This window comes from Psychrobacter sp. AntiMn-1, from assembly GCF_001854065.1.
GTDB lineage: Bacteria > Pseudomonadota > Gammaproteobacteria > Pseudomonadales > Moraxellaceae > Psychrobacter > Psychrobacter pacificensis.
This window is the reverse complement of sequence record NZ_CP012969.1, coordinates 763,275-788,725: the sequence shown is the minus strand read 5'-3', so window position 1 is coordinate 788,725 and position 25,451 is coordinate 763,275. Positions and strand designations below refer to the sequence as shown.

General features: G+C 40.9%; 23 protein-coding genes and 1 pseudogene. 16 read left to right on the top strand and 8 right to left on the bottom strand.

Annotated elements, in window-relative coordinates; genetic code table 11:
• The first annotated feature begins 11 nt into the window (after nucleotides 1-11).
• From AOT82_RS03140 to AOT82_RS03080, 14 genes are all read left to right on the top strand, one after another.
• Nucleotides 12-1,103 (top strand): copper resistance protein B, encoded by a 1,092-nt coding sequence (locus AOT82_RS03140; RefSeq protein WP_071001779.1) that lies wholly within the window; start codon nucleotides 12-14, stop codon nucleotides 1,101-1,103.
• 95 nt (nucleotides 1,104-1,198) lie between these two features.
• On the top strand, nucleotides 1,199-1,675 hold the full coding sequence (locus AOT82_RS03135) for a DUF305 domain-containing protein (protein WP_071001778.1): 477 nt from the start codon (nucleotides 1,199-1,201) through the stop codon (nucleotides 1,673-1,675).
• A gap of 145 nt (nucleotides 1,676-1,820) precedes the next feature.
• Complete coding sequence (locus AOT82_RS03130) at nucleotides 1,821-3,164, top strand: APC family permease (RefSeq protein ID WP_071001777.1); 1,344 nt, start codon at nucleotides 1,821-1,823, stop codon at nucleotides 3,162-3,164.
• A gap of 130 nt (nucleotides 3,165-3,294) precedes the next feature.
• The gene (locus AOT82_RS03125; RefSeq protein ID WP_068037334.1) at nucleotides 3,295-3,948 is read left to right on the top strand and encodes a methyltransferase family protein; all 654 of its coding nucleotides are present in this window, start codon (nucleotides 3,295-3,297) and stop codon (nucleotides 3,946-3,948) included.
• Between the two features lie 112 nt (nucleotides 3,949-4,060).
• Nucleotides 4,061-4,339: a DUF5676 family membrane protein gene (locus tag AOT82_RS14275; protein WP_025645689.1), complete on the top strand. Its 279-nt coding sequence runs from the start codon at nucleotides 4,061-4,063 to the stop codon at nucleotides 4,337-4,339.
• A 98-nt stretch (nucleotides 4,340-4,437) separates the two neighbouring features.
• Nucleotides 4,438-4,593 carry a hypothetical protein gene (locus AOT82_RS13790; RefSeq protein WP_156770962.1) on the top strand — a complete coding sequence of 52 codons (156 nt, stop codon included), beginning with the start codon at nucleotides 4,438-4,440 and terminating at the stop codon, nucleotides 4,591-4,593.
• A 417-nt stretch (nucleotides 4,594-5,010) separates the two neighbouring features.
• Nucleotides 5,011-7,620, top strand: coding sequence for a copper-transporting P-type ATPase (locus AOT82_RS03115; RefSeq protein WP_156770961.1), 2,610 nt, complete (start codon nucleotides 5,011-5,013; stop codon nucleotides 7,618-7,620).
• A gap of 80 nt (nucleotides 7,621-7,700) precedes the next feature.
• On the top strand, nucleotides 7,701-7,985 hold the full coding sequence (gene tatA / locus AOT82_RS03110) for a Sec-independent protein translocase subunit TatA (RefSeq protein ID WP_011959992.1): 285 nt from the start codon (nucleotides 7,701-7,703) through the stop codon (nucleotides 7,983-7,985).
• A 55-nt stretch (nucleotides 7,986-8,040) separates the two neighbouring features.
• Nucleotides 8,041-8,427 (top strand): Sec-independent protein translocase protein TatB, encoded by a 387-nt coding sequence (gene tatB, locus AOT82_RS03105; RefSeq protein WP_025645695.1) that lies wholly within the window; start codon nucleotides 8,041-8,043, stop codon nucleotides 8,425-8,427.
• Between the two features lie 122 nt (nucleotides 8,428-8,549).
• Nucleotides 8,550-9,266 carry a twin-arginine translocase subunit TatC gene (gene tatC, locus AOT82_RS03100; RefSeq protein ID WP_392397126.1) on the top strand — a complete coding sequence of 239 codons (717 nt, stop codon included), beginning with the start codon at nucleotides 8,550-8,552 and terminating at the stop codon, nucleotides 9,264-9,266.
• Nucleotides 9,267-9,441: 175 nt separating this feature from the next.
• Nucleotides 9,442-10,734 (top strand): hypothetical protein, encoded by a 1,293-nt coding sequence (locus AOT82_RS03095; protein ID WP_071001775.1) that lies wholly within the window; start codon nucleotides 9,442-9,444, stop codon nucleotides 10,732-10,734.
• 101 nt (nucleotides 10,735-10,835) lie between these two features.
• Nucleotides 10,836-11,165, top strand: a complete 330-nt coding sequence (locus AOT82_RS14035; RefSeq protein ID WP_226945081.1) for a DUF6122 family protein — start codon at nucleotides 10,836-10,838, stop codon at nucleotides 11,163-11,165.
• A 124-nt stretch (nucleotides 11,166-11,289) separates the two neighbouring features.
• A complete protein-coding gene (locus AOT82_RS03085) occupies nucleotides 11,290-11,712 on the top strand; it encodes an ion channel (protein ID WP_197496721.1) in 423 nt (140 codons plus the stop codon).
• Between the two features lie 126 nt (nucleotides 11,713-11,838).
• Nucleotides 11,839-12,060, top strand: a complete 222-nt coding sequence (locus tag AOT82_RS03080; protein WP_071001773.1) for a hypothetical protein — start codon at nucleotides 11,839-11,841, stop codon at nucleotides 12,058-12,060.
• A gap of 42 nt (nucleotides 12,061-12,102) precedes the next feature.
• On the opposite strand, the gene AOT82_RS03075 is transcribed toward AOT82_RS03080, so the two are convergent.
• Nucleotides 12,103-13,268 (bottom strand): IS3 family transposase gene (locus AOT82_RS03075; RefSeq protein WP_156770960.1). Its coding sequence is split into 2 segments (ribosomal slippage): nucleotides 12,103-13,010 and nucleotides 13,010-13,268, totalling 1,167 coding nucleotides; the frame shifts between segments, so codons are not numbered across the junction.
• A gap of 332 nt (nucleotides 13,269-13,600) precedes the next feature.
• Here AOT82_RS03075 and AOT82_RS03065 point away from each other — a divergent pair.
• Nucleotides 13,601-14,602, top strand: a complete 1,002-nt coding sequence (locus AOT82_RS03065) for a leucine-rich repeat domain-containing protein (RefSeq protein ID WP_071001770.1) — start codon at nucleotides 13,601-13,603, stop codon at nucleotides 14,600-14,602.
• A gap of 73 nt (nucleotides 14,603-14,675) precedes the next feature.
• Nucleotides 14,676-16,346, top strand: a complete 1,671-nt coding sequence (locus AOT82_RS03060) for a hypothetical protein (protein WP_156770959.1) — start codon at nucleotides 14,676-14,678, stop codon at nucleotides 16,344-16,346.
• A 180-nt stretch (nucleotides 16,347-16,526) separates the two neighbouring features.
• Here AOT82_RS03060 and AOT82_RS14310 read toward each other — a convergent pair whose 3' ends face one another.
• From AOT82_RS14310 to AOT82_RS03030, 7 genes and pseudogenes are all read right to left on the bottom strand, one after another.
• Entirely contained in the window at nucleotides 16,527-16,745 is a 219-nt protein-coding gene (locus AOT82_RS14310; protein ID WP_156770958.1) for a helix-turn-helix domain-containing protein, read from the bottom strand.
• Nucleotides 16,746-16,809: 64 nt separating this feature from the next.
• Nucleotides 16,810-17,193, bottom strand: a pseudogene (locus AOT82_RS03055) (transposase family protein); the annotation flags it as partial.
• A gap of 8 nt (nucleotides 17,194-17,201) precedes the next feature.
• Complete coding sequence (locus AOT82_RS03050) at nucleotides 17,202-17,642, bottom strand: IS5/IS1182 family transposase (protein WP_071001767.1); 441 nt, start codon at nucleotides 17,640-17,642, stop codon at nucleotides 17,202-17,204.
• Nucleotides 17,643-18,044: 402 nt separating this feature from the next.
• On the bottom strand, nucleotides 18,045-19,331 hold the full coding sequence (locus AOT82_RS03045; protein WP_083328828.1) for a Wadjet anti-phage system protein JetD domain-containing protein: 1,287 nt from the start codon (nucleotides 19,329-19,331) through the stop codon (nucleotides 18,045-18,047).
• Complete coding sequence (locus tag AOT82_RS03040; protein WP_071001766.1) at nucleotides 19,324-22,713, bottom strand: ATP-binding protein; 3,390 nt, start codon at nucleotides 22,711-22,713, stop codon at nucleotides 19,324-19,326. Before AOT82_RS03040 ends, AOT82_RS03045 begins: the two co-directional genes overlap by 8 nt.
• 11 nt (nucleotides 22,714-22,724) lie before the next feature.
• Nucleotides 22,725-23,702: a DUF4194 domain-containing protein gene (locus AOT82_RS03035; protein WP_071001765.1), complete on the bottom strand. Its 978-nt coding sequence runs from the start codon at nucleotides 23,700-23,702 to the stop codon at nucleotides 22,725-22,727.
• Between the two features lie 65 nt (nucleotides 23,703-23,767).
• A complete protein-coding gene (locus AOT82_RS03030; protein ID WP_071001764.1) occupies nucleotides 23,768-25,228 on the bottom strand; it encodes a DUF3375 domain-containing protein in 1,461 nt (486 codons plus the stop codon).
• Nucleotides 25,229-25,451 lie beyond the last annotated feature (223 nt).

The window sequence follows — 25,451 nt, the reverse complement described above, 5'->3', positions numbered from 1 at the left end:
TGAGCCTTATTATGAAAATATATAAAGTAGGTCTACCGTTTATTGGCATGTCATCTTTGATGCTACTAATGTCACCTTTAGCAAACGCTGCTGAGATGTCGAACATGGATCATGGCAGTATGGACATGTCTGGTATGGATATGTCAGATATGGATCACAGCAGCATGGATATGTCGGGCAATATGTCAGATATGGACCATAGTGGCATGGATATGTCAGGCGATATGTCGGATATGGATCATAGTGGTATGGATATGTCAGGCGATATGTCGGATATGGATCACAGTGGTATGGATATGTCAGGTGACATGTCAGATATGGATCATAGTGGCATGGATATGTCAGGTATGGATCATAGCAGTATGAATATGGATATGTCTGGAATGCAAGGCGGCGAACCACCTCCTAATGCTCGTAGTCCCGACTACTCAAATGGTGTTGACTATGGACAGTATGGTAAGCCTGTGATGATGGATAGCTTACCGTTATGGGGTGTGTCAGTAGAAACTTTGGGCTATCAGTTTGAGAATGACCAAATCGATTTTGAGTTTGATACGTGGTACGGTACTGATAGTAATCGTGTCACTCTACGCAGTGAGGGTAGTGCTCAAACTAACGATGATAAAGAAATCGATAGTCTGACCTCGCTCGCTTACTGGAAGCCTCTCGGTATCTATTGGAACGGAGAAGCAGGTGTCGCTTATAATACTGAAAACGATAAGTCCGCAATCATGGCTGGCATTGTCGGTACAGCGCCGTACTTTGTTGAGACTGACGCAAGAGCCTACGTATATACTGATGGACAAGTCCAGCTTGATCTTGGTACAGCGTACGAGTGGCGCTTAGCTCAGCGTTGGGTGGTCAGACCAGAAGTGCAGTTGACTGCTTTCAGTAAAGATGATACTGACAACGGTATTACTAAAGGTTTTAATGAGCTTGAAACTGAAGTTCGGTTAGCTTATGAAACCCTAAGTCGTCAATTATCACCCTACGTTGGTTTTAGTTATGCATCAGCCTTAGGGGATGCACGAGACTTACGCCGCCAAGAAAACGTAGCCGTTGATTCTAATAGTCTGACTGCTGGTGTGATGTTTTGGTTCTAGTGTTAACCATGTAAGTAACAACAGTTTATAACACTAGCTCTAAAAAAAGGCACCTCTTTATTTAGGTGCCTTTTTACTAAATTAAGGACAAGAATATGAATAACCATATGGATAATAAACAGAAGCAAATGAACCCTTATGTAAAGTTCACAATCATGATTTTAACATCGACAGTGGTGATGTTTATCATGATGTATTTTAACACCTATCAGTGGGATCACGTTTATTTTAGCGAAACCAGAGCTTATATGGCGTTATATATGGGCGCTATGATGGCAATTATCATGCTCGCCTTTATGACTAATATGTATAAAAAAACCAAGATAAACTTGATGGTTTATGGGGTTAGCGTAGTTTTATTTGCCTTTGGTCTTTGGGGCGTTAGATCACAACAAACGGTCGATCAAGTGGATTGGATGCAGGCGATGATACCGCATCACTCGATTGCTATTTTGACCAGTTCGCGTGCTGATATCGAAGATCCACGTGTACGTCAGCTTGCTGATGACATTATCGAAGCACAAAAGCGTGAAATCGGTGAGATGCAAGCACTTATTGATGAGTTGGAATAATATATTATGATACCAATAAGTAAGCTCTTCTTTAAAAACTATTTACTATATCGCGTCTTTTAATTCTAACTATACCTACTCCTTACTTCAAAAATAACCTGTAAAACTGAAGTTCTACGAAGAAATAAATTAAGGTCGAATAAGTATGAAGCAAGATAGAACGACTCGCTATCAGAAGGATAGTTTGACATTATCAGGAACAGTTATGCTAGGTACCGGTGTCATGATCGGTGCTGGTATTTTCGCTCTGACCGGTCAGATGGCTCAGATGACGGGTTCGCTTTTCCCACTTGCTTTTCTAGCCGCCGCAATCGTTGTTTCTTTTAGTGCCTATTCTTATATCAAAATCTCTAACGCTTACCCGTCGGCTGGCGGTGTTGCAATGTACCTGCATCAGGCATACGGAGATCGTTTACCGACTGGATTTAATGCCATGCTGATGTATTTCTCCATGGTTATAGCGCAGAGCTTTTTGGCCCGGACGTTCGGGTCATACACTATGCAGTTATTCGGTGGCGATGACAGCGGTCGCATGGTATCCATCCTTGGCGCCGCGCTTATTCTTGCTGCGTTCTTTATCAATTTACTTGGTAATCGTTGGATTCAGGGGGTTGCATCGGTTATCGGTATTATAAAAATTGTCGGTATTCTTATATTCGGGTTGGTTGGTATCTGGCTAGCTGATAGCTTTGCAGTTGATTCTTCTACATTAGATGACACTAATACTGTTGGTGACTTTCTTGGCGCAACGGCGCTAGGCATACTGGCATTTAAAGGCTTTACCACGATTACCAACAGTGGCTCGGAAGTAAAAAATCCTCATCGCAACGTCGGCCGTGCCATTGTAATATCAATCGCAATATGCGTAGTTATTTACACTCTAGTCGGTTTCGCGGTGTCTAGTAATCTATCTCTTGCCGAAATCATCGAAACTAAAGATTACTCCTTGGCTGCCGCCGCACGCCCAGCACTTGGCGACTATGGTCTATGGTTCACAGTTGCAATCGCAATGGTAGCTACCGCTGGCGGCCTCCTTGCTAGCATCTTCGCAGTCTCTCGTATGCTTGCTATGTTGACTGAGATGAAGCTGGTGCCTCATCGTCATTTGGGAATGCCGGGAAGCGTTCAAAAACATACGTTGGTCTATACTGTGGTGTTGGGTTTAGCTTTTACGACGTTATTTGACTTATCACGAATTGCAGCGCTTGGCATTGTTTTCTATCTAATTATGGATATCGCCATTCATTGGGGTGTTTTGCGATACCTTCGTCAGGATATAAAGGCGGTGATGTGGGTGCCTATAGTGGCCATACTTCTTGACCTGTTGGTTCTCGGCGGTTTTGTCTGGATTAAACTAAACTCAGATCCATTCGTACTTGGCGTAGCAGTCGTCACTATTGTAGTGATTGCTGTGGCTGAGCAGGTTTACCTGAAATCTTCAGCGAGGAAAAAAGCTATCGAAAAAGATACGCTTGCAGACCATCATTGACAGTAACATCAAAGAGTTTACAGAAAAATTGTTTGGTTAAAAATTGCATAGATTTAAGCGTCTGCTTACTATCTTCAAGAATTGATTTCATGCAATACGATATTCATAAAGACAACAGGGAAAGTAAGCTATGAATGAGTCATTTAATCACGCTGGAACTTGGGGTCTCGCACTAATTGTTATTGTTCTGATTTCTTGGTTCTTTTACCGTTATTTCGCACCAAAGAACTGGCGTGAATGGGCGGGTGCTGGTGTAGTTCAGGCTTTCATTATTGCACTTTACGCAGAAATGTATGGCTTTCCGCTCACTATATATTTATTAGTACGGTTTTTTGGTTTGGACAGCCAATATGTCAGCGCTAGCTTATGGTCGACCCTTGTTGGTTTAGGTGAGACAGGCATGATGATCTCAATGCTACTCGGCTATGCTATTGCATTTTTAGGAGTCGGTCTTTTTGCTCAAGGTTGGCGCCAAGTCCACAAAGCACGAGGGGAAAATCGTTTAGTAACTGATGGACTCTATGCCTACGTACGTCATCCTCAGTACACCGGGTTGTTTATTGCACTGTTCGGTGAGGGTGTGGTGCATTGGCCAACTCTGTTTTCAATCGGTCTGTTTCCAGTGATTGTGCTTGTATACACATGGTTAGCTCGACGTGAGGAACGGCATATGTTTGAAGAGTTTGGTAAAGACTACCTTGCTTACAAACAGCAAGTGCCAATGTTTATTCCTCAATGGGGTCAATGGCGTCAACTTGCCGCCGCCGCACGAGTTAAAAAGTAATATCAATACAGGATAAAGCTTTAATTCATACAAATCCTTAGAGTTAGCATGGTTAGATACGATTGGTTATGTTGAGCTTGAACCACATCATACAATAGTGAGGATTACTAAGATGGTCAAATCAAACTTAACAACAAGTACTTTAAGGATTGCCCCTGTTGGCAATAGTGTATCGTTGTTTCTACTTATTAGTTATCTATTATGCATAGGGTTTGGTTTACTCGCACCCGAACAGATAGCGATGCACGAAGCTTGGGCACCTCTACTACCTGGCTTTGAGTGGTTAACATGGACAGGTTTTCTAATTGGACTTGTAGAATCATATCTTTACGGTTGGTATTTCGCCATCTTGTTCGTGCCACTATATCGTTGGTTCGCCAAAGTGCGCTAAAGATATTGATATATTAACAGTCAGTAAACCTCTTCGGTTCGAGTAAAAATTAATTGAAGAGTTGGAGTGATCACAGTTTAGACTGAGGAGAAATCATAATGAATGGGTCAATGCATGGCATGATGAACGGCTCAATGATGTATGGCATGGGCTGGGTTATGATGCTTATCTGTTTGTTATTCACCCTACTATTTTTCGCAGTACTAGTACTAACAATCATGGCACTGCTCAAGTATTTGCGTGATAAAAACTAAATTCCAATTGAAAAGTATAGAAATTATTTTTTAGAGGTTTTTAGATTAATGACTAGGGCGTGTTGAACATTCGACCATGGCACTGACAGCGACTATTTTTTAGGCGATTCGATGTTAAAAATAATAAGTTTCGTCATTCTAAGCGCTTATTTTTAACGATGAAGCGGCAAAAAAGAGTCCTGTCCCCTGCTTTTATCGTTGGGGCTGATGCTAAAATTGCCCCATACTGCGTTACAAATCTCGCTAAGGCATCTGCATTATCGTCGCTTTGTGCCTTGTCTGGAACAATTTTAGCGATCAGCAGTGCCTATTTGCGAATGTTCAACACGCCCTAGATGAATAGCAATCGAGGATTGATGATAGTGCTTTAAGAGTTGTACTTATTATAAATATTTATTATCTTCAAGGAGTGGTTTTATGAAACATATTGCCGATGAAAAATCTATCAAAGGTGGTCAGTACGATAAAGTACCAGAAAATTATAGTGGTACGGTTTATATCTGCCCGATGCATCCTGAGGTTAGAGATACTGAAAAGAGCGATTGTCCGATATGCGGCATGTTTCTTAAACCTGAAGACGAGGTTGCTGAATCCAACAACCATGAAGATAGTCATGCGCATTGTCATGGAGCGGATGCTAATAATAGTAATGAGGTAAATTCTGTCGAAGGCAATAAGTACGACAAGATACCGGAAAATTATAGCGGTACGGTCTATATTTGTCCTATGCATCCAGAAGTAAGAGATGTTGAAAAAAGTGACTGCCCAATATGTGGCATGTTTCTTAAACCTGAAGACGAAGTTGCTAAAGATGATAGTCACGCTAGCTGTCATGGAAAGGATACTGATAGTAGCGGAGTAAAATCTGTTAAAGGCGGTAAATACGATAAAGTACCTGCTGATTACGATGGCACGGTATATACCTGTCCTATGCATCCTGAAGTGAGAGACGTTAGAAATAGCGGTTGTCCGATATGTGGTATGGCGCTTGAGCCCGAAACGCTTACTATCGGTGAAGAGGACACCTCAGAGCTTGACGACATGACTCGTCGTTTTTGGATATGTACCGTGTTGACTGTACCGCTATTAATATATGTGATGAGCGGTATGTTTGGAGTTGACTTTAGTCAGTATGGTATACCTTCACAGGTTTTACAATGGGCTGAGTTAGTGCTCGCGACCCCTGTAGTGCTTTGGGGCGCCGCCCCGTTTTTCGTTCGTGGCTGGCAGTCTATAAAAAGCCGCAATCTAAATATGTTTACTTTGATTGCGATAGGCGTAGGCGCTGCTTATATTTTTAGTATTGTCGCGACCTTTTTTCCCGATATTTTCCCAGACAGTTTCAGAGATGCCTCTGGTCAAGTCGGAGTCTACTATGAAGCAGCAGCGGTCATTGTAACCTTGGTGCTACTGGGTCAAGTATTAGAGCTCAAAGCCAGAAGCCAAACTTCAGGTGCGATTAGAGCTTTGCTTGAGCTCGCACCACCAACCGCAAGACGTGTCGATGAAAACGGTGAAGAAGTCGAAGTCTCGCTTGATGAGGTCGTCACTGGCGATAAGCTACGGGTTAAACCAGGTGAGAAACTACCCGTAGATGGTACAGTGATCGATGGTAATAGTAGTGTTGATGAATCAATGGTGACGGGTGAGCCAATCCCTGTATCAAAAGTAGCAGGAGATACAGTGACTGGTGGTACGGTAAATGGCACCGGAACGCTATTAGTCGAAGCGGTCAATGTTGGAGCAGATTCAGTATTATCTAAAATTGTACAAATGGTTGCTGAAGCCCAGCGTAGCCGCGCGCCTATCCAGCGCTTGGTAGATCAAGTGGCGGGTTGGTTCGTACCTATTGTTATTGTCAGCTCTATCATAACCTTTATTGTCTGGGCGATATTCGGCCCTGAGCCCGCTATGACCTATGCTTTGGTTAACGCGATTGCGGTACTGATTATTGCTTGTCCTTGTGCCCTTGGTCTAGCGACGCCGATGTCCATTATGGTTGGTACCGGCAAAGGCGCGCAAAACGGCGTCCTCATCAAAAATGCTGAAGCGTTAGAGAGTATGGAAAAAGTCGATACCATTGTCGTCGACAAGACTGGCACATTAACCGCTGGTAAGCCCGAGCTTACCGCAATTGATGCGCAGGTAGGTCAAGATGAAGACGAGTTCCTCGCATTGGTAGCCTCAGTAGAAAGCACTAGCGAGCATCCTTTAGCAGAAGCTATCGTTAGAGCAGCTCAAGAAAGATCACTCATTATTCCTAAAGCTACTGACTTTAATTCGACTACTGGCGAAGGCGTACAAGCCGTGGTCGATGGTAAGAAAGTCGCTATTGGTAACTCTAAGCTTATGGAAAGCCTAAATAGTTTTGATAATGAGCTGTCCACTAAAGCTGATGTCCGTAGAAAAGACGGTGAAACGGTAATGTTTGTGGCTATAGACGGTAAAGCTGCTGGTATTATTTCAGTTGCTGACCCTATTAAACCAAGCACTAAAGAGGCTATTTCACTGCTTCATGACGCAGGTTTAAAAGTTGTGATGCTAACCGGTGACAACGAAAAAACCGCGCAGGCAGTCGCCAATAAACTAGGTATTGATGAAGTTCATGCGGATGTCTCACCAGAGGATAAAAACCGTATCGTCAAAGAAATGCAAGACAGCGGTAAATTGGTCGCTATGGCGGGTGATGGTATCAATGACGCACCAGCGCTAGCGCAAGCTAATGTTGGTATCGCTATGGGAACCGGTACCGATGTGGCGATGGAGAGTGCGGGCATTACCCTGCTAAAAGGTGATTTAATGGGCATTGCCAAAGCTTATAAGCTTAGCCGCGCCACCATGCGCAATATCAGACAGAATCTGTTTTTTGCCTTTATCTACAATGCACTTGGTGTTCCTATTGCCGCAGGTGTGCTCTATCCCATATTTGGGCTTCTGCTCAGTCCGATGATAGCAGCGGCAGCGATGAGCTTGTCGTCATTCTCGGTGATTGCTAACGCGCTGCGATTGCGCCGTTTGAAACTATAATTCTGGTACGGTAAAAAGTGTTCTAAAGCACACTGACACATACTGGTCTAAACAAGATCACAAAATATAAGGATACCGTTATGGGCAGCTTTTCTATTACACATTGGCTGATTTTATTGGTCGTAGTGGTGGTCGTATTTGGTACTGCCAAGCTTAAAAATGCAGGTAAAGATTTAGGCGGTGCGGTGAAGGGTTTTAAAGAAGCGGTCAAAGATGAAGAACCCGAGAATGCTCGCAAAAATCATGTGCTTAGCCATGAAAATAGTACGCCAGCTGCAAGTAATGATTTAAATACGCGTGTAGGTAATCAGGCTGATGATATGGAAATCAGCCCTATTTCCACTGATGACCAGCCTAAAGTATGAAGCGCGCCGCTTATAAATAGCGGCACTAAGTAGTCTATTAATATATGTGACTGTTATGTTTGATATTGGGTTTTCCGAATTACTCTTGTTTGGCGTCATTGCTTTAATCGTATTGGGCCCAGAAAAACTGCCGCAAGCCGCACGTACCGCTGGGCAATGGTATGCCAAACTGCGCCGTACAGTATCCACTCTACAATCTGAAATAGAAGCTGAGCTTGATCTAGCTGAGACACGAAAACAGATGCAAGATGAGCTGGCAAAGATTCGTCAGACTGAGACAGACATGCGGCGTGAGTTAGCCGAGATGCGCGGTAGTATGGATAAGTTTGAAAACTCGCAAAACCAAAGCTTAGATACTTCCTATCAGTCAAACACTCCTCAGCAGCAAAATCATCAGCCAGATACTTCCTCTTCTTCAGCTATAGAGAAGGGGGATAAATGAGCTTATTTAAGCGCCAAAAAAGTCGCCAAAGAAAGTTAGCAAATACAGATGCTAAGGCGTCAGATGCTACCCATAATGTTGAGACTGATAATGTGCTGAATGTGCTGAATGTGCTTAGCGACATGCCTATTACTGAGCATTTGATTGAATTACGCAAGCATCTCATCAAAATATGCGTAGCCGTTTTGATCGTCTTCTTAGCATTGGTAGGGTTTTCGCGTGAGCTCTACAATCTTTTATCAGACCCTCTGGTTGCGCAGCTGCCTGCGAATTCGACTATGATTGCTACTGATATTACCTCGAACTTTATGGCACCTATTCGCTTGACGATTTTCGTTGCTGCCTTTGTAGTGATGCCGTATATTCTGTATCAAATTTGGTCATTTATAGCGCCTGGATTATATAAAAAAGAGAAAAAAATCACTATTCCAGTGCTGATATCTTCGATATTCCTATTTTATTCTGGTGTCGCTTTTGCCTACTTTGTGGTACTCAAAGGCGTATTGAAGTTCTTTATTTTATTCGCTCCGCAAAACGTTATACCTATGACCGATATCGACAGTTATTTAAGCTTTGCGCTAAAGTTATTTATGGTATTTGGACTCACTTTTGAGATTCCAGTGGTTACTTTATTATTGATAATGGTCGGTATCATATCCACTCAGAGTCTAGAGAGTAAGCGCCGATATATCATCGTCGGTTGTTTTGCTGTGTCAGCGGTAGTCACACCGCCCGATGGGGTGTCAATGCTATTGCTCGCGATTCCAATGTGGCTACTGTTCGAGTTAGGTTTGTTTTTAGCGAAAGTACTCATTAAAGAAGAGCGTAAAACCGTATAACCTTGCAAAGTAGCTAATTTATAAACTAGATATATTGCAAATTAAGTATCTTGCAAAATGACTATTTCGTAAAGTAACTATAAAAATAACCTTATCTTAAACATTTAAGACACTTTTTTTATTTTGGCTGTCCCCTAAACCCTATCAGTACATTCAACTTAGTAATGAGATTTAAATGGAATCCCTAATTAATAATAAAAACAAAACGAATGATAATCTGGCAAATCAGCTTAATCAAGAGTGCTATTGCCGTACTTTAGATCGTAAAGCGCTTAATAACAGCCTGCAAGATCAATTAGTAAACACAAGAGATAATCCACTAGGAGCCAATGAGCTTAATAAGCTGTTTTCAGCGACACCGGTGTTCGTCCCTAAGACAGAGATAGAAGCAATGGTGCGAATCATCGCAGCTATTGAGTCGACTGCTAGACTACCGTCATATCAACAGCAAGTACTGTCGTGGGCACCCAATATCGCGGCTTTCGATCCGGGGCCAATAGGGGCCTTTATGGGTTATGACTTTCACTTAGGGAGCGATGACCCCAAGCTTATTGAGATCAATACCAATGCTGGAGGCGCATTTTTAAACGTAGCACTTGCCCGCGCACAAAAACACTGCTGTCGCCCCTCAGAGCAAAGTGTTGCTACTACTAAAATGCTTGATGGGTTTGAAGAAGCGGTCGCTAATATGTTCATACAAGAATGGCAGCGACAATCGGCAACTAGCATGCCCAATCGCATTGCTATTGTGGATAATGAGCCCAAAAGCCAGTTCATGTATTTGGAGTTTCAGCTAGCCTGCCAACTACTTCAAGCTAAAGGCATTGATACCGTTATACTCGATCCGTCTGAGCTTAACTATGCTGATGGTGTACTGACAGCTCATAGCAAGCCCATTGATATGATCTATAATCGGTTAGTCGATTTCGCCTTTGAAAACCCCAACCACGCCGTGCTTAAAAGTGCCTATTTAGAGGGTGCGGTAGTAGTAACCCCCAATCCGCATGCCCATGCTATATTCGCTAATAAGCGCAACCTGACTTTACTATCCGATACGCAAACTTTGCAGTCGTGGGGACTAGGTGATGATGATGCAGAATATCTAAAAAAGTCAGTACCAACTACCAGAATGGTTACAAAAGAGGATGCAGCAGAATTATGGCGTACTCGGAGACAATTGTTTTTTAAGCCAGTAGCTGGTTATGGTAGTAAGGGCGTTTACCGTGGCAGCAAGATTACCCGCCGCGTATTCGAGACTATTTTAGATGAAAGCTATATTGCGCAGACCTTTATCCCTGCTACAGAGCGATCAATAAAGATTGATGATGTGGTGACGACTAGAAAGGTAGATATACGTCTTTATACCTATGCAGGACAGCTGCTACTAACTGCTGGGCGTATCTATCAAGGCCAAGCGACTAACTTTCGCACACCAGGGGGTGGCTTTGCGCCTGTTTTTCAAGTCTGAACATAGCATGAACATGTAGCTTTGGCTTCTTAAGTAACGTTTACTAGTTTAATTATTCTGCATACCAACTTATCAATAAAACATCATGCTGAATTGGAAAGATGATGATCCAAACCGTTATCCACTACTTCCTGCATTTTGGCATGCCGTTGATTATTGCCTATACTTTTTTTCGTGATGATTACAAACGAGTATATTTGATTCTTTTAGCAACCATGCTGGTAGATTTAGATCACTTGCTAGCAACACCTGTTTTCTTACCTGATCGCTGTAGTATTAATTTTCATCCATTACATACTTACTATGCAATGGCAGTTTATGCGGCTATGCTATTTCTACCAAAGCCCTATAGAATAATTGGTCTAGGATTGTTACTACATATGCTGACTGATTCAAATGACTGCGTAATGACCTATCTGAATAGACTCTAGTGCTTATGCGTAGTCGTTAGCTATAGTGAAAAAATTATACAGGATTAGTTAAAATAAATAGGGTAATCTTCCTTTAATGTCGTTCCTTCCTCAAAAAGGATAAAAAGTGATTCTGGCAATTATAATGGCAGCGATTCTAATCGCTGTCTGCACAGCAATACATTATGGCGTATTAAAATTCTCGTCACAGTTTGTGACGCCGTCGCGCCATCTGGGACACTGCCTTGGGGTCGCAGTTGCCTCAATCGTGCTGGCTCATATCCTTGAGGCACTGCTTTATGCGACTGGCTTTTGGGTTGCTGTGCATAACTTTCAGGTTGGTGACCTCGTCTCGTCCTCATCCAACGGCAGTGCCTCCCTTACCTTTATGGACTACTTTTACTTCTCGCTAGTTAACTACACAACGCTTGGGCGAGGTGACCTCATGCCTAACGGACATCTTCGATTTATGACCGCGATGGAGGCCTTCCATGGTTTCCTACTGATTACAATGTCCGGAACCTTTGTGCTGCAGATCATGAATGGTAAAAAACCCCTTGCAAATTAGCTAAAGACTATTTAGCTAAAGACTATCTCGACTATGTGTAGCATAGGGCTGCATAAACCTATGTCAGGATACTAACGTTATTCTGGCATAAGAAAAATAGTTCAAGTTGTTATAAGGAATAAAGCTATGAATCCAAACAATAATAACTACCATCAGGACATTCATCAGTCTGATACTTCTAATAAAACATTAAATACTAATGACAACTGGATTGAGAAAATATGGGCGTGGGCAGATGAGTTTGAGCTCAAGCATTCTGAAATTCCTCGTAATAAAGAATCACTGTTAGCCCTAAAGAAGCTAGAGATCTTAGAGCCTGAACATGATGAGCAACACTCAAAAGACTGACCTCTGCTGTCAACAACGGAGAAAAACACTTGGTAGATTTCATCAGGCAGCCTGACGGTAAAAGTCTTGGAATACTTGAGCAGGCGACTTAAATCCTAACCCTTTTTGTATCCGTTGACGGTTGTAAAAAATCTCAATATATCTTGTAACATCAGCGATGGCTTGCTGACGAGTTTCATAGACCTTGTGGTAAATCAGCTCATTTTTTAGCTGACCCCAGAAACTCTCAATCGGGGCATTATCGTAGCAATTGCCTTTTCGGCTCATAGAGCCAGCTAAGCCATGCTTTTGAATGATTTGGCGGTACTGATAACTGCAATATTGGCTACCCCTATCAGAATGCACGATAAGCCCTTTAGCGGGTCGTTTATACTTGATGGCATTGTTTAACGCTTGGCATACTAAATCAGAGGTCATGCGTTTATTTAGGGCATAGCCCACGATTTCTTTGCTATACAAGTCTTTGACCGCTGCTAGATATAACCAGCCTTCATTGGTCCAGATATACGTTATATCGCTGACCCAGGCAATATTGGGTGCTACCACGTCAAATTGCTGTTCTAGCAAGTTTGGATAAACAGGCTTGTTGTGATTTGAGTCAGTAGTCGTTTTAAATCGCTTGTGACGCTTGCAGTAAATACTATGTTCTTGCTTAATTTGTCGCACCATGTAAAGGCTGATGTCATGTCCTTGGTTAGTTAAATGCTGATGTAAGCGTTCATGACCGTAGCTTTCTTTGGTATCCATGTGAGCGGATTTGACCAGTAATTCACAGCGGTTGTGGTGCTGTTTTCGCTTGCTGATGCCTCGCTTTAGCCAGTCATAGTAGCCTGATAGGCTGACTTCAAATAGGGTCGCCATACGTTGTATGCAGTATTTTAATCGATTCTCTTGCATAAAGGCGTACTTGGCTACTGGTTCTTGGCAAAGTACGCCGTTGCCTTTTTTAGAATTTCTCGTTCTTCTTGAGCGATTTTTAGTTGTTTTTTAAGGTCTTTGATTTCATCCAAGGCGGCTATGAGTTCAGGGTTATAGTTTTGTGTGCCTGCAAGTACGCCGCTTTCTGCTTTCCTGTGCCAGTTCGCTAGTGTGTTCATGGGTATCCCTAGCTCCTTAGCCGTTTGACTGATGTTGCCGTTATTTTCTTTGATTTTGGCGATGGCTTCGGCTTTGAAGGTGTCGCTGTATTCTACTCTTTTCTTACTCATGGTAAACTCCTGTTTAGATTACAAGTTTACCAAATATTTTTGTCCGTTTTTTTCAGCATACATCAGACGTCTATAGAATAGCCTATCTACCCGATGAGCTTACCAACCTTACAAATCTAGTAGATATAACTATCAGTGGCATATGTTCAAGTCATTTACTGCCCAATATCGGTAAGCTCACTAATCTAACCAAACTGTCTATTAGTCACTCTAAACTTGTCGCATTACCTGAGAGCATCGGGCAACTGAGTTATCTTACTGAACTCTTTATTGATCAAAGTGAACTCGAAGCGCTACCTGATAGTATTGGACAACTTCATAACCTTACTAAGATGTTCATTGGTCGCTGTCAGATTCAATGTTTACCTGACAGCATTGGACAGCTTACTAAGCTTACGGTACTTGATATAGTTCACTGTGAGATTGAAGAACTGCCTGACAGCATAGGGCAGCTTATTAACCTCGCTAAGCTTTTTATTAGTTATTGCCCGCTCAAGCACTTGCCTGACAGCATAGGGCAACTCAAAAATTTAAATGACCTTGATCTTATTAACTGTGATCTCAAAGACCTACCTAGTAGTATTGGACAGCTTACCAACCTCAACAAGCTTTATATTAATCGTTGTCGTATTAAAGAGTTGCCCGCCAGCGTTGGACAACTGAGCAGTCTTACAGAGCTTTTTATTACTCATTGTGAGCTTGAAGAGCTACCTGATAGCATAGGCCAGCTTTTGAGCTTAACTCACCTTGACCTGCTTCACCTTGAACTAACGGAGCTACCCGATAGCTTTGGACACCTCATTAACCTTGCTGAGCTTAATATTATCAACTGTAAACTTAAAGTATTGCCTGATAGCATCGGACAGCTCGTTAACTTAACTAAGCTCAATTTTAATCACTCTAAGCTTGAAGTCCTACCTGATAGCATAGGGCAGCTTATTAGCTTAACTGAGCTTTTTATTAGTCATGGCAAGTTTGACAAGCTACCTGATAGCGTAGGTCAACTTACTAATCTAGAGAAGCTTTATATTAACCATTGTAGCCTCAAAGAGCTGCCTGAAATCATAGGGCAACTTAAGAGTCTGACTGAGTTTTTTATCAGTTATTGTAAATTGGGCAAGCTACCTAATAGTATTGGTGAGCTTAATAATCTTGTTAAGCTTGAGCTTGTTTATTGTAATCTTAGAAACCTGCCAGATAGTTTTACACAGCTGAATAGTTTGAGATGTATCAATCTTACTGGTAATCCTCTTGATAGGCTTTCTCCGAGGGTGAAATGTTATTTACGTTCTATTGATACAGTCTACGGTTGGGATAAACAATCATACTCTTAGCGGTTGTGCGATATTCACATCATACTCTTAGCAAACTTCAAACATTAAGTTACGAGACAATGCCACAATAGCATTGACTCGCCTTCTACAAAACCATATTCATGTTGCGGTTCAATTGCTATCAACCTTTCAAGAAGTAGATGATCCTTATGTGTTTGAGCGTGTTTTAGCTTCAGTGTATGGTGCAATATTATCGTCACAGAGCCATGAATCAATAAATGAGATATCCAGTTTTATCCTTAGCAATATTTTCGCTAAAGAAGAGGTGTATCCTAATGTTCTTGTAAGAGACTTTGCTCGAAATATCATTGAATATGCTAATAGTCATAATTTAGTAGGTTTTAGCGAAAGTGAGCTGAAGTTAGCTAGACCATCATATAAAAGTGTGTTTCCTAAAACTATTCCTAGTAATGAAGACATTGACAATGAGTACGCGAATGATTATGAAGATAAAACCATTCCTAAACATCGTTTTGCTCAAGATAAAATTATAGACTCAATGACGACAGAGTATGGTAGAGGTACAGGTTGGTACGGTGATTTTGGGCGTTACGTTTTTCAGTCTAATTTTAGTAACTGGAGTAATATAAATATTGATAAGCTTAGCAATTATGCTGTAGAAATAATTTTTAATAAATTTGGTTATGATGCAGAAAAACATGGTGAATTTGATAGAAACACTCCCTATACAGGTCGTGGTGAAAATAGAGTTGAACGAATTGGCAAAAAATATCAGTGGATGGCAATGTATGAAGTGGTAGCTAGAGTAGCGGATAACTTTGAAATGACAGACCCATCAACACGTTGGAAAGATGATAAGAAATATCTATGGTATAACGGTTCTGTAGAGCCTTCTTTTAGAGATATTGACCCTACATTCATACCTCCTGATTCAACTAACATCCGTCTTATAACTCCCCCTAATTACAATGGGTGGAGTGATGATTTTGAAAATTGGGTAGTTTCAAAAAATGATTTAATTGATTCAAAAGAAGTCATCTTAAACCATTTTCAGAACGAAGACTGGTTATCCCTAGATAGGCATATTGAATTTGAGCCTAATAAGAAGTTAGGTGATGGTGACCATTCTGGCTCATATCAACGTGTATGGTATATGATCAACGCATATTTGGTAAAAAATGAAGACTTTGATCTGGTCGTATCAAATATACAGAATAAAAACTTTATGGGTCGATGGATGCCTGAGTCTGTAGAGAGGTATAACGATATATTCAACTTAGAGTATTACTGGTCACCTTTACTTGAAATCTATGATAATGAATATTATGGTAATTCTGGGTGGCAAAACATATATGAACGCCGAGTTGGTTCAGATGAAGATAGTTTAGGTGAAGTTTACGTTTGTTCAGAAAGTCATATTTCAGAAGGGATAAAAAATCGTGATTTAGGCTATAACATCAGTGCACCTGCTAGATTATTATTCGAAACTTTGAGTCTAAAAAATGATAAGTTCTCTGGTTCATGGGTTGATAAGCATGATGAATTAGTGATGTTCGACGCTTCTTTTTATGGTAATGAATCTGGTAACAACCTAATGGTGAAAAAGGACGCATTAGAAGAGCTGCAAAAAAGCACTGGATGTAGAGTGATCTGGACAATACTTTCAGAGAAGATTGCGATGTACGGAGGTACCAAATCAACTGAAAAAAGGTTAAATATTTCGGGTGTATATTACCTAGAGGATGGTGAGTTGGTCGGTGAGGATTTTTTCTTTACAACTTGATTTTTATAAGTTATTTACAATTAATTAAACGTTACTGTAGTTAGTGTGGCTCTCTGACTTGAAATAAAAAAGCTACTTAAATGTAAGTAGCTTTTTTATATGCCTATTTCTAACCTTAAAATAAGTTTATGAAATATGAGTTTATTCATGAAAGAGCTAAAGAGTAACTATTGTCACTAATCAAAAATTAGATGTACATTTTTTCTCACATTTATCCAGATAAGCATCCAAATTCTTACGCCGATATACAATGTGGCCACCAGTTTTACTGTACGTTATTGCATCAGACTTATGACAGCGCATATACTGCAGAGTGTTCACGGATTTGTTTAGATAGGCCGCTGCGTACTCAGGCGAAAATGGAGTGTCAGCAGATGCATTCGCTACAGTTTCTTTCATTAATGTGAGCTCATCATGTGTGTAATCAGCCCATTTCTTTTTCTTAATAGACCTCTTGCAAAAGTCATAGTCTAAGCTCGGAATTAATGATACCAGCAAACAGCTTCATTCTAAGATCATAGCGCTGACGACGGTTGCGATATTTATGAGCCACGATTTTGAACAACTTGATTAAGCCTATTTTGTGCTCAACCACAATACGGAACTTTGCCAGATAGTGATTGGCCTGTTTGCATATCTCCAATAACTGACCACCACGAGGTTTCTTAAATGGTGTGAAGGTTTGCTTATGTAGATTTGCTATACCCTGATAACCACTGTCTGCTAGATAGTTAGTATTCTCAGGCAACCAATCAGGACAAGTATCTTTATACAGCTTAAAATCGTGGATTGACCCTTTGCAGGTTTGTACATCAAGTATCAACCCTGTTTGCCAATGAACGATAACCTGCGCTTTTAAGGTGTGTTGTTTTTTCTTACCGCTATAGTAGTCGCTTTGGTTTTTTTTGGACGCTCAATAGGGGTTTCGGTGGCATCGACAATGACGACTGACCAATTGGTATCCTCATCGACACGACTAGGCAGCTTTTTAGGCAATTCAAACTTGCCAGAGTCAATCAGGATGTCTTCTACTTTACGAATGATACGGCTAGCAGAAGACTCATGAATACCAAAGTCCATACTGATATGATAAAGCGTGCGGTATTCACGCCAATAAGTCAGGGCTAATAGTATTTGTGCTTTAAGACTGAGCACACTTGGTCTGCCTGATTTGGTCTTAGATGCTTCATGCTCTTGCATGGCCTCAAGCATGTCATAAAAGGTGGCTTTATGAATGCCAGTGTAGCGTTTAAAACCAGCGTCACTTTGTTTGAGTAGCTTATTTATGTTTGGCATGGTTCCTAAAAAGTTATGAGTGTCTTCCTATTTTAATTCCCTTTGCTACTTTTGCAAGAGGTCTAATATACATAGTTAAATCTTCATCTTTGTTAATGTCATTCAACAATACAATGATTAGAATTAAATAAATATAAATAGCAATGAAAAAAAACTACTATAAAGTGTGGATATAAGCAAAAACTCTAATTTTTGCTTATGTTTACTTTTAAACTTACATATCAGTTACAATTTCTAAAAATAAAAAATTGCTACGGGGAGAGTAGATCAGTATGAGTAACTTCAGTAGTTTTAGAGGCTAAGTATTTTGAGACATAACTACGATAAGGAAATAAATTAGCTGAAAGATATTATCAATCGTAGCGAAATCTCAAATAATTGATCTTTTAAGCTAAATAGCAATTATGAAGAATATGGAGTAGGCTTATCGAGCCACTTTTCCAATGCTTGTTTAATATATTCGCTTGGAAGTCTTTCTTGTTCTAATCTCTTAAAGCCATATATTCCTCGGCGCAATTCTGTAAATAATGTTAACTCGTCATGAGTTAAGTGTGTTGGCTCATGATTTATAGAGTCCGGCTCATCTACCATACGATTGATAAACTGTTTTATCGTTTGGTCGTCCATCATGATAGCGGTCAACTTTGGACAGTATTCTCTGGCGCGGCTTAATATCATTAAACCTTCAGAGTCAATATCGCCCCAGTACGCTACTGTCTTTTTCTGTAACCAGCCAGCATTCATCCAATTAATATTTTTACCACCCCCTGCAACTGCAATCGTGTTTTCTGTTTCTGGGAGTGCTAAGCAAGATTGCTCATTTTCTACGACTAAAATATGTTTAGCAGGCAGCGCTTGGCTATGTAGAACATGTATCGGTAATCTTAAAATAGGCAAGCCAGATAAAGCATATCTTGTATCAGGGCACAAAGGTCGTACCATTAACCAGCCTTTAGGCTTATCCAAGCATCCGAGCCAATAAGCTAAGCCTTGTTCTTTGATTTGCCCAGGATAAAAAGCTTCCAATAAGGTCTCGATAAGCTTGTGATAGGTTTCTATAAACTTGGTATCAACGTAACATACTGGCAAAGCGCGCAAGTATAGCCCGGCACCCATTCCTTTTTTTAATTGCGGTATAAGCGCGACCAGTAACTTTAGATCATCAGCACTCAAGTTATCAACAACTTCTAACATATCAATGAGAGCAAAAAATAAATTCTCATGCCAGCTATCTGCAATCTTATTTGTACTGTTAGCAGATGACATTGTCATGCCTTTAGCGATTTCGGTATGAAGGTAGCTTAGTTTTTTTTGCCAGTCTTTAAGCTGCTGGCGTGCCGATGCGCCTAATATTTCAGACAGTGCTTGAATATTAGGAATAGTTAAAGTGATAGGAAGGGTCTGTTCAGAAAAATGTCGAAAGCTATTATGCTGCCATTGCACCATATCAGCGAAAGCAAAATTACGCCACGCTTGCACAAATTCGTGGAAATGCAGTGTATGGTTGAGTAATTCATTACCTGTTTTGGGAGGCTTTAGGCTTATGACAATAGGGAAGGCTCTTTCATTTTTTAAACGGGCTTTAAGGCGTGGTAGATTGTCCCACTCTCGCTTTTTTAGTTGTGTGATGACGGCTGCAGGCATCAAACCCCAATTTGGTGTTTCTGTAGTTATCATCTCTTTAGTCATGAAGCTCAATACCTAATTCTGCAATTTCTTGGTTGTCTTGGGAGAACTGTTCAAGCTTATTCTTTGCCAGGATGTTATCCACTTCTTTCCAAGTAACTTCGCATAATCGGCTTTCATGATGTTCTTGGTTACGCTCAGCAATCAGTAAGCTTCTGGCAGATTCACGTGCCAAATTTAGGTTCTTAAATGGGGTGATTAAGTTGACATGAATGTTTAGCTTTTTGAATACTTTTAGTACGCGGCGACTAACTTGTTCGGCAGTATTTGAAAAAGCTTCGTCCAGAAACACAGTACTATATATTGGCATATCACAGCCATCGGGCGTTAACACATAAGCGAGGCTTGCTGCAACAATCATACCCGCAAAAGATTCTTTTTCGCCGCCCGATTTGCCACTTGATGAGCTGAGCACGTCCAAGACCTCTTGTGTATCGTTATCAATTTCTTCAGCAAAAAATGCCAGCTGATAGCGAGGGTCTAATAAACGTAAACTTTCAAGGGTAGTACTCGAAGTGGAGCTAGTAGCTTTATCCAATATGTCGATGACCTCTTTAAGTAGGTAAAACCTTCTTGTATGGTTATCGTCGTTCACCGCAGAGAGGGCCTGATTGAGTTTTTGGTTAAAGGTTTGTACATGCAAGAAGTTTTCACGTTTTAAACTGAGCTTAAGATGAGAGTCTTGCCTAAACTCAGTTTTCTTTAATACCTCATTGATATGTCCAATACGCCGACGAATATCGTCATGCACCATAGATAAGTGATTACTTAGACGTGCCAGCGATTGAGTGGCATGTTTGTTTAAGCGTTTTTTAAATTCATCCAGTAACTCAGGTAATCCCTCATTGCTTAATTGGTTCAAATGGGCGATATAGTCATCCATACCATTCAGCCCTGTTTCCCATTCAACCGTATAAGCCTGCCATTGTGGTTTTGATTTATAGCTACTCATAATGCCGATAGCTGTATGAGTATATTTGTTGAGCCTACTTTGGTTTTCGTTTATTTTTTCTTCAAGCTGTTTGGTTATTTGCGTTTGATAGCTAGAATTGTCAAGCTCGATATTACCAACCAACGCCTTTAGCTGCTGTTTTACCTGCTCATCTAACTCTACTTCAGCTAATCTCTTAGATCTATCAAGCTCCTTTTGCACAGATGATAACTCTTGCTCTTTTGCACCGTTTTGACGCACCTTCTCTTTTTTATCTTGAGCGACTTTAGATAAAGCTTCTTCAGCATTATCAAAGCGTACTTTAGCTTGTTTTAAATCGCCTTGGGCGTTTTCAATAGCGCTTAGCTCATGTTCCTCATGCTCCAGTCTTTGTTGCCAATACGGTACATTGATTTGTGACCATTCAAATTCCTCTAACTTCTTCCATGAGGATATTTGCTCACTGACACTACGCATGGCTGCGCGTGCATCTTTCCAGTGTTTACTATCTTCTTGCAGCTTTGTTTTGAGCTGCTCTATTTCTACTTGCAGCAATGCGAGCTTGTTTTTGTTGCTAAAGCCCAGTTGCCAATGACGCCTATCATTAATACTCTGCAAGTCTTTTTTATCAAAGCGGCCTTTTTCTTTATGAATTAATCCTTGCCGAGTCATTGAAAAAGCAGTGCGGTCGAGCTGTTCGGTGTTAGCCACACACAGCAAATCATAACGAGATAAAAATGTTTTGAGCCAGTCACGATAAGAGTGAGTACGCCATTTTAGCTTACATAAAAAACCGTCAGCTTTAAATGCAGTATGGCTCTTAGCTTGTTGATTATCCAATACTACTTGTACACGGACATGTAATCCTGTGTGCTGGCTATTAAGCCATTTAGTAACAAGCGAGTAATACTCTTTTGGTACAAGTAATGTGGTTTTTAATCCTCCAAGTGCTCGCTCGATAGCGCCTTGCCAATCTTGTTCATCTTCTTCTATATCGACCAATTCACCGATATACATGAGTGTATTAGGATCAATGCCTAAACTACGGGAAATTGCGTCTTTTAGTTGGTTAAACTTCGGTGGAATATTTGAGTTAGGTTGGCTTTTAAGTGCTTCAATCTCATTTGATAGCTCTCGATGGTGTTCCTCAGTTTCATTTAAAGCAATGGCGCAGTCACCAAATTCACGTTCACGGTCTGCTTCTTGCTCAGCGAGATGCTCTTGAATATTATTGGCTTGAGTAATATTGCTGTGAAAAGTCTGCTCATCTAAAGTGGTTTTAATACTTAGGTTACGGCATAGTATTTGGTAACGAGAGGCGTTCGCATTGGTGCGGTTAAGGGTATCTTTAGTAGCTTGGATGTCTTTTTTTAGGCTATCAATGCGATTGCCGCCGAGGTTCATATATTCATCACGGCAGCGGTTTACTGTTTCAGTAGCATCACGCTCTTGTTGTTCGATTTGCGCAAGATCGCGCTCTAATTGCTCCAGCTGTTGTGACAACTGCTGTTGCTTTTGCTGATATAGTTTGGCGTAGCACTGAGCAAAATAGATCGGCAGCGCTTGTTTTTGCTTAGAAGTGTCATTAATAACTAATTGTGTTTTTACGATATCATCAGCAAGCTTTGGTAAGCGTTCAAGGTGGGTAACTTGCTCTTTGGCATCTTGCAGGCGAGTATGAATGGCAACCAAGTCACCGAATTCTTTCACAATCTCTTTGGCGTCATCACGAACGCCACTTGGCTCAAGTACCAGCGTACGAATCAGCTCAGTTAAGTCATCAATCTTTTTTAGACCCAGCGCTCGCGAGAGAAGGGCCGGCGCGTTTGGGTTGTCCATATAGAGCATGCGTCGGTACAGCTCTTGATAGTCGCCAAAATTATCATCACAGCAAGTTACTTCTGGCTGCATGCTTAACCATTGTTTTAATTTACGGACATTGCCTTGAGCAAACTGATCTAAGACCTCTGACAGTGGCAACTGTTTTTGAGCGACGACATACAGTCTTTTCACATCACTTAACGAGTTACTAGCGACAGTCGTCCAAAATAGTGCCAATAAAGTCATTTTTTGACCATCGTCACTGAGATATTCAGCAGATAGTCCTGTAATAACACCTTTATCGCGCTTACTTTTTACCTTAGTGTTGATACCATCGTGCGCTGAGCCAAAACTGCCACGCATGTAGCTGATTAGTGAGCGGTCACTTTTGTCATTTTGTGCTGCTGCGACATTAAAAGTTGCTCTACCAGCAGGCATGAGCAGTGCCATTAATCCATCAATTAAGGTGGACTTTCCTGAGCCATTATCTCCTGTGATGAGGGTTCCTTCCACGTCGATATTTGCCGTATGTAACCCATGGAATGACCCCCAATTAAATACAGACAGTTTGGCTAAGCGTATTTGGCTAAGTGGCGTGATGTTCAGAGTCGCGTCATTTGATGATTGTTGCATTATATTCATCCTCATTCGCCAAATAAATCGGACTGATTATCTATAGATTGATTATTGGAAGTTTTTTCGGATTTTACTTTGTTTGTAGATTGATTGTTTAAGGAGTAATCCTGAGAATGTTTGTTATCTTCGAAATCGTCATCTTCAAAAGTAGGTGATTCTACTCCTGTGTTTGTTGTACCTTGTGCCAAGCGCAGATATTCACCCAGCATACTCTCTAAAAAATCAGCACTGACCACATAACGAATCAAAGGCGTTATCTCGTAACGATCATCATTGCCGCGAATGCTACTTAATAAATGGCGACGGCTAAGCTCTTTGAGTCGCGCGCTCAATTTTTTAAGATCTCGGCTGGTATGATCAGTTAATGGTAAAAAAGGGATGAGTAGCGATGACAGGCGTTCAATGTCGATGATGATTTTTTGTTCGCCACTGGTTTCGCGCTCTTGATAATATTTTCGCAACATTAACAATATCAAGGTGTCATATAAGCTCAGTGTGCGTTTGCTAATCAGCGAGTGAGTGTGCTCATCATCATTACTATCTATAAGCTCATCTGCTAACAGGTCTTTAGGGTGGCTTGTACTTGCTGAATCAAAGCTATCTTGGCTGTTGCCTGCAGTCTCACTATCAGAACGAGCAATAAAAGCAATACCTTGCCGCTCATCTAAAACTAAGGTTAAGTAGACCTCAGACAAATGGCGCTGAATCATCGACTGATATCGGCATAATGAATGATATAAATTAGGTTTTTGCGCATGAAAAATAACCCCATGGCGCATGATATGTACTAAGACGCGACTGGCATCGCCAGGCATAGGGTCTAGCATAGTATTTTTAATCGCAGACTCATCGTTAACACTTTCGCTATCAGGACTAATAGTTTCGTTCTTACTCGATGATGTAGATTTCTTATCGTGATTACTACTAACGGCAGTGTCACTGTTGGTACCAATGACCATGTCAAAAAAATGATTGGATACACTCATTCTAATCCTCTATATTCAGTCCGTTGTCATTAGTCTTTTATAATTAGTCTTATTAGAAGGTATGGTTACAGCGATAAGTCTTCAATATTTTCAGGGAATAAAGAAGGCGTTAGTAGCATTGTTGGTATGCTGGCACGTAACATATTGCCTTGATGGTCATTGATGATAACTTCCTCCACTGATGCAAGCTCAGTAGCTTTTACAGCACGGGCAATACGAATGTAAGCAACTAATTCTTCAAGCCCTTCACTAATGGGTAGTTGATGAATAAGCTGAGAAATGGTTTGTGGACTGTTTTGCATGAGCATAGACTTTACTTTTATGGCCACTTCTTGCACTTTAACTGAGTTTAGACTCGCAAGCATCTTGACGCTTGGCTCACGGCTATTAATATGAGGTGTTGTGAGGCCCATTTGTAGCCGCTCATCGGGTTGTTTTAGTCTGATTGAGTCTGGAGATGACAACTCAATCTTACCCACAGACAATGACAATGAGGTGTTTGATTTTAAGTTGCACTCTTCATTACGTAAGGTTACCGCCAACTGCTCAAGCTTGTTGATGAGTTTGCCTACGGTACGGTTTTCGCTCATTGCGCCACTTTCAATATAGGCTCTTAATTCTTGTTCGGTACGTCTGCGAATGCGAAGTACTCTTTCGCTCTCACGGCTCAGTTCTGCTATCAAATCCGCTAAAAACTGACGTTGATGTAAGCTTAAATGCTTTGCTGCAGGTGTTTGTAAGACATACTGCAATTGCTCACGAAACTCTGTGACACGGTTGTAATCACATAATAGTTGAAAAAACCCTTCAAAAGCACTGCCAGCTTCGGTCTCTGATAACACATTTTCTTTTTTCATAACTTCATTTAGCAGATTGCCTCTTGAAGTAGCGTCGTCGATCATCTGTATGCGAACGTCTTTATCAAGCTTACGTATTTGTTCTTCTAATAACCTAAAATCACCGGTGAGTTGTGACGCAAGCTGGTATATTTCACGGATATATTCACGCTGTTCATTGTCGCTCAACGTATGTACCACACCTGCCTGCAAATCGTCTATTTGACGCTGAATGGCTGTTTTTTTTTCTTCAAGTAACTTAACTCGGCTCTCAGTATCTTCATTGGTAACGACCACAAAATCTCGAACAGCTTCTTGTACGATACGCAAGTGTGAGGCACTGACACCAATACTACGTTCTTCTAGCCCATGACAAAAGCGTATCACCATTTCTGTTGCATCAGTTTTGGTCAATAGATCATCAAGTTCACGAAGCCAGCCCTGAGCTATCCATTGATTAAGGTAAGTAGTAGCGTTGGTTTGGGTTTCCCAAATACCAAGATTACGACTGTGTTCAATTTGCGCCTCTAATAGTAATTTAGCTCGGTTATAGGGCACTTCGCTACGTTCACTGAATAGATCAGAGATAAACGCCATTATGTGCGGTGCATTGTCTGCTCGCATCAATCGCCATCCTGCATGCTCTTGATATAAGCGCCGATACTTAGCAGATAGGCCTTGAAAACTCACAATAGACTCCTTATCGGATAGAGGAAATTAACCCCAAATTTATTTAATATGGCAAATATGCTTGTCAGTCTATTTTTATTATTATCAAACCCCGATTTTCACAAAGCCACCTGACAAATATTATGATTAGCAAGTTGTAGTGCTAGCTTTATATAAACAGGCTTAGATGAATTATCACCATAGTATTTTCATATTGTGGTTGATAATCAGTATTTCTATAAAT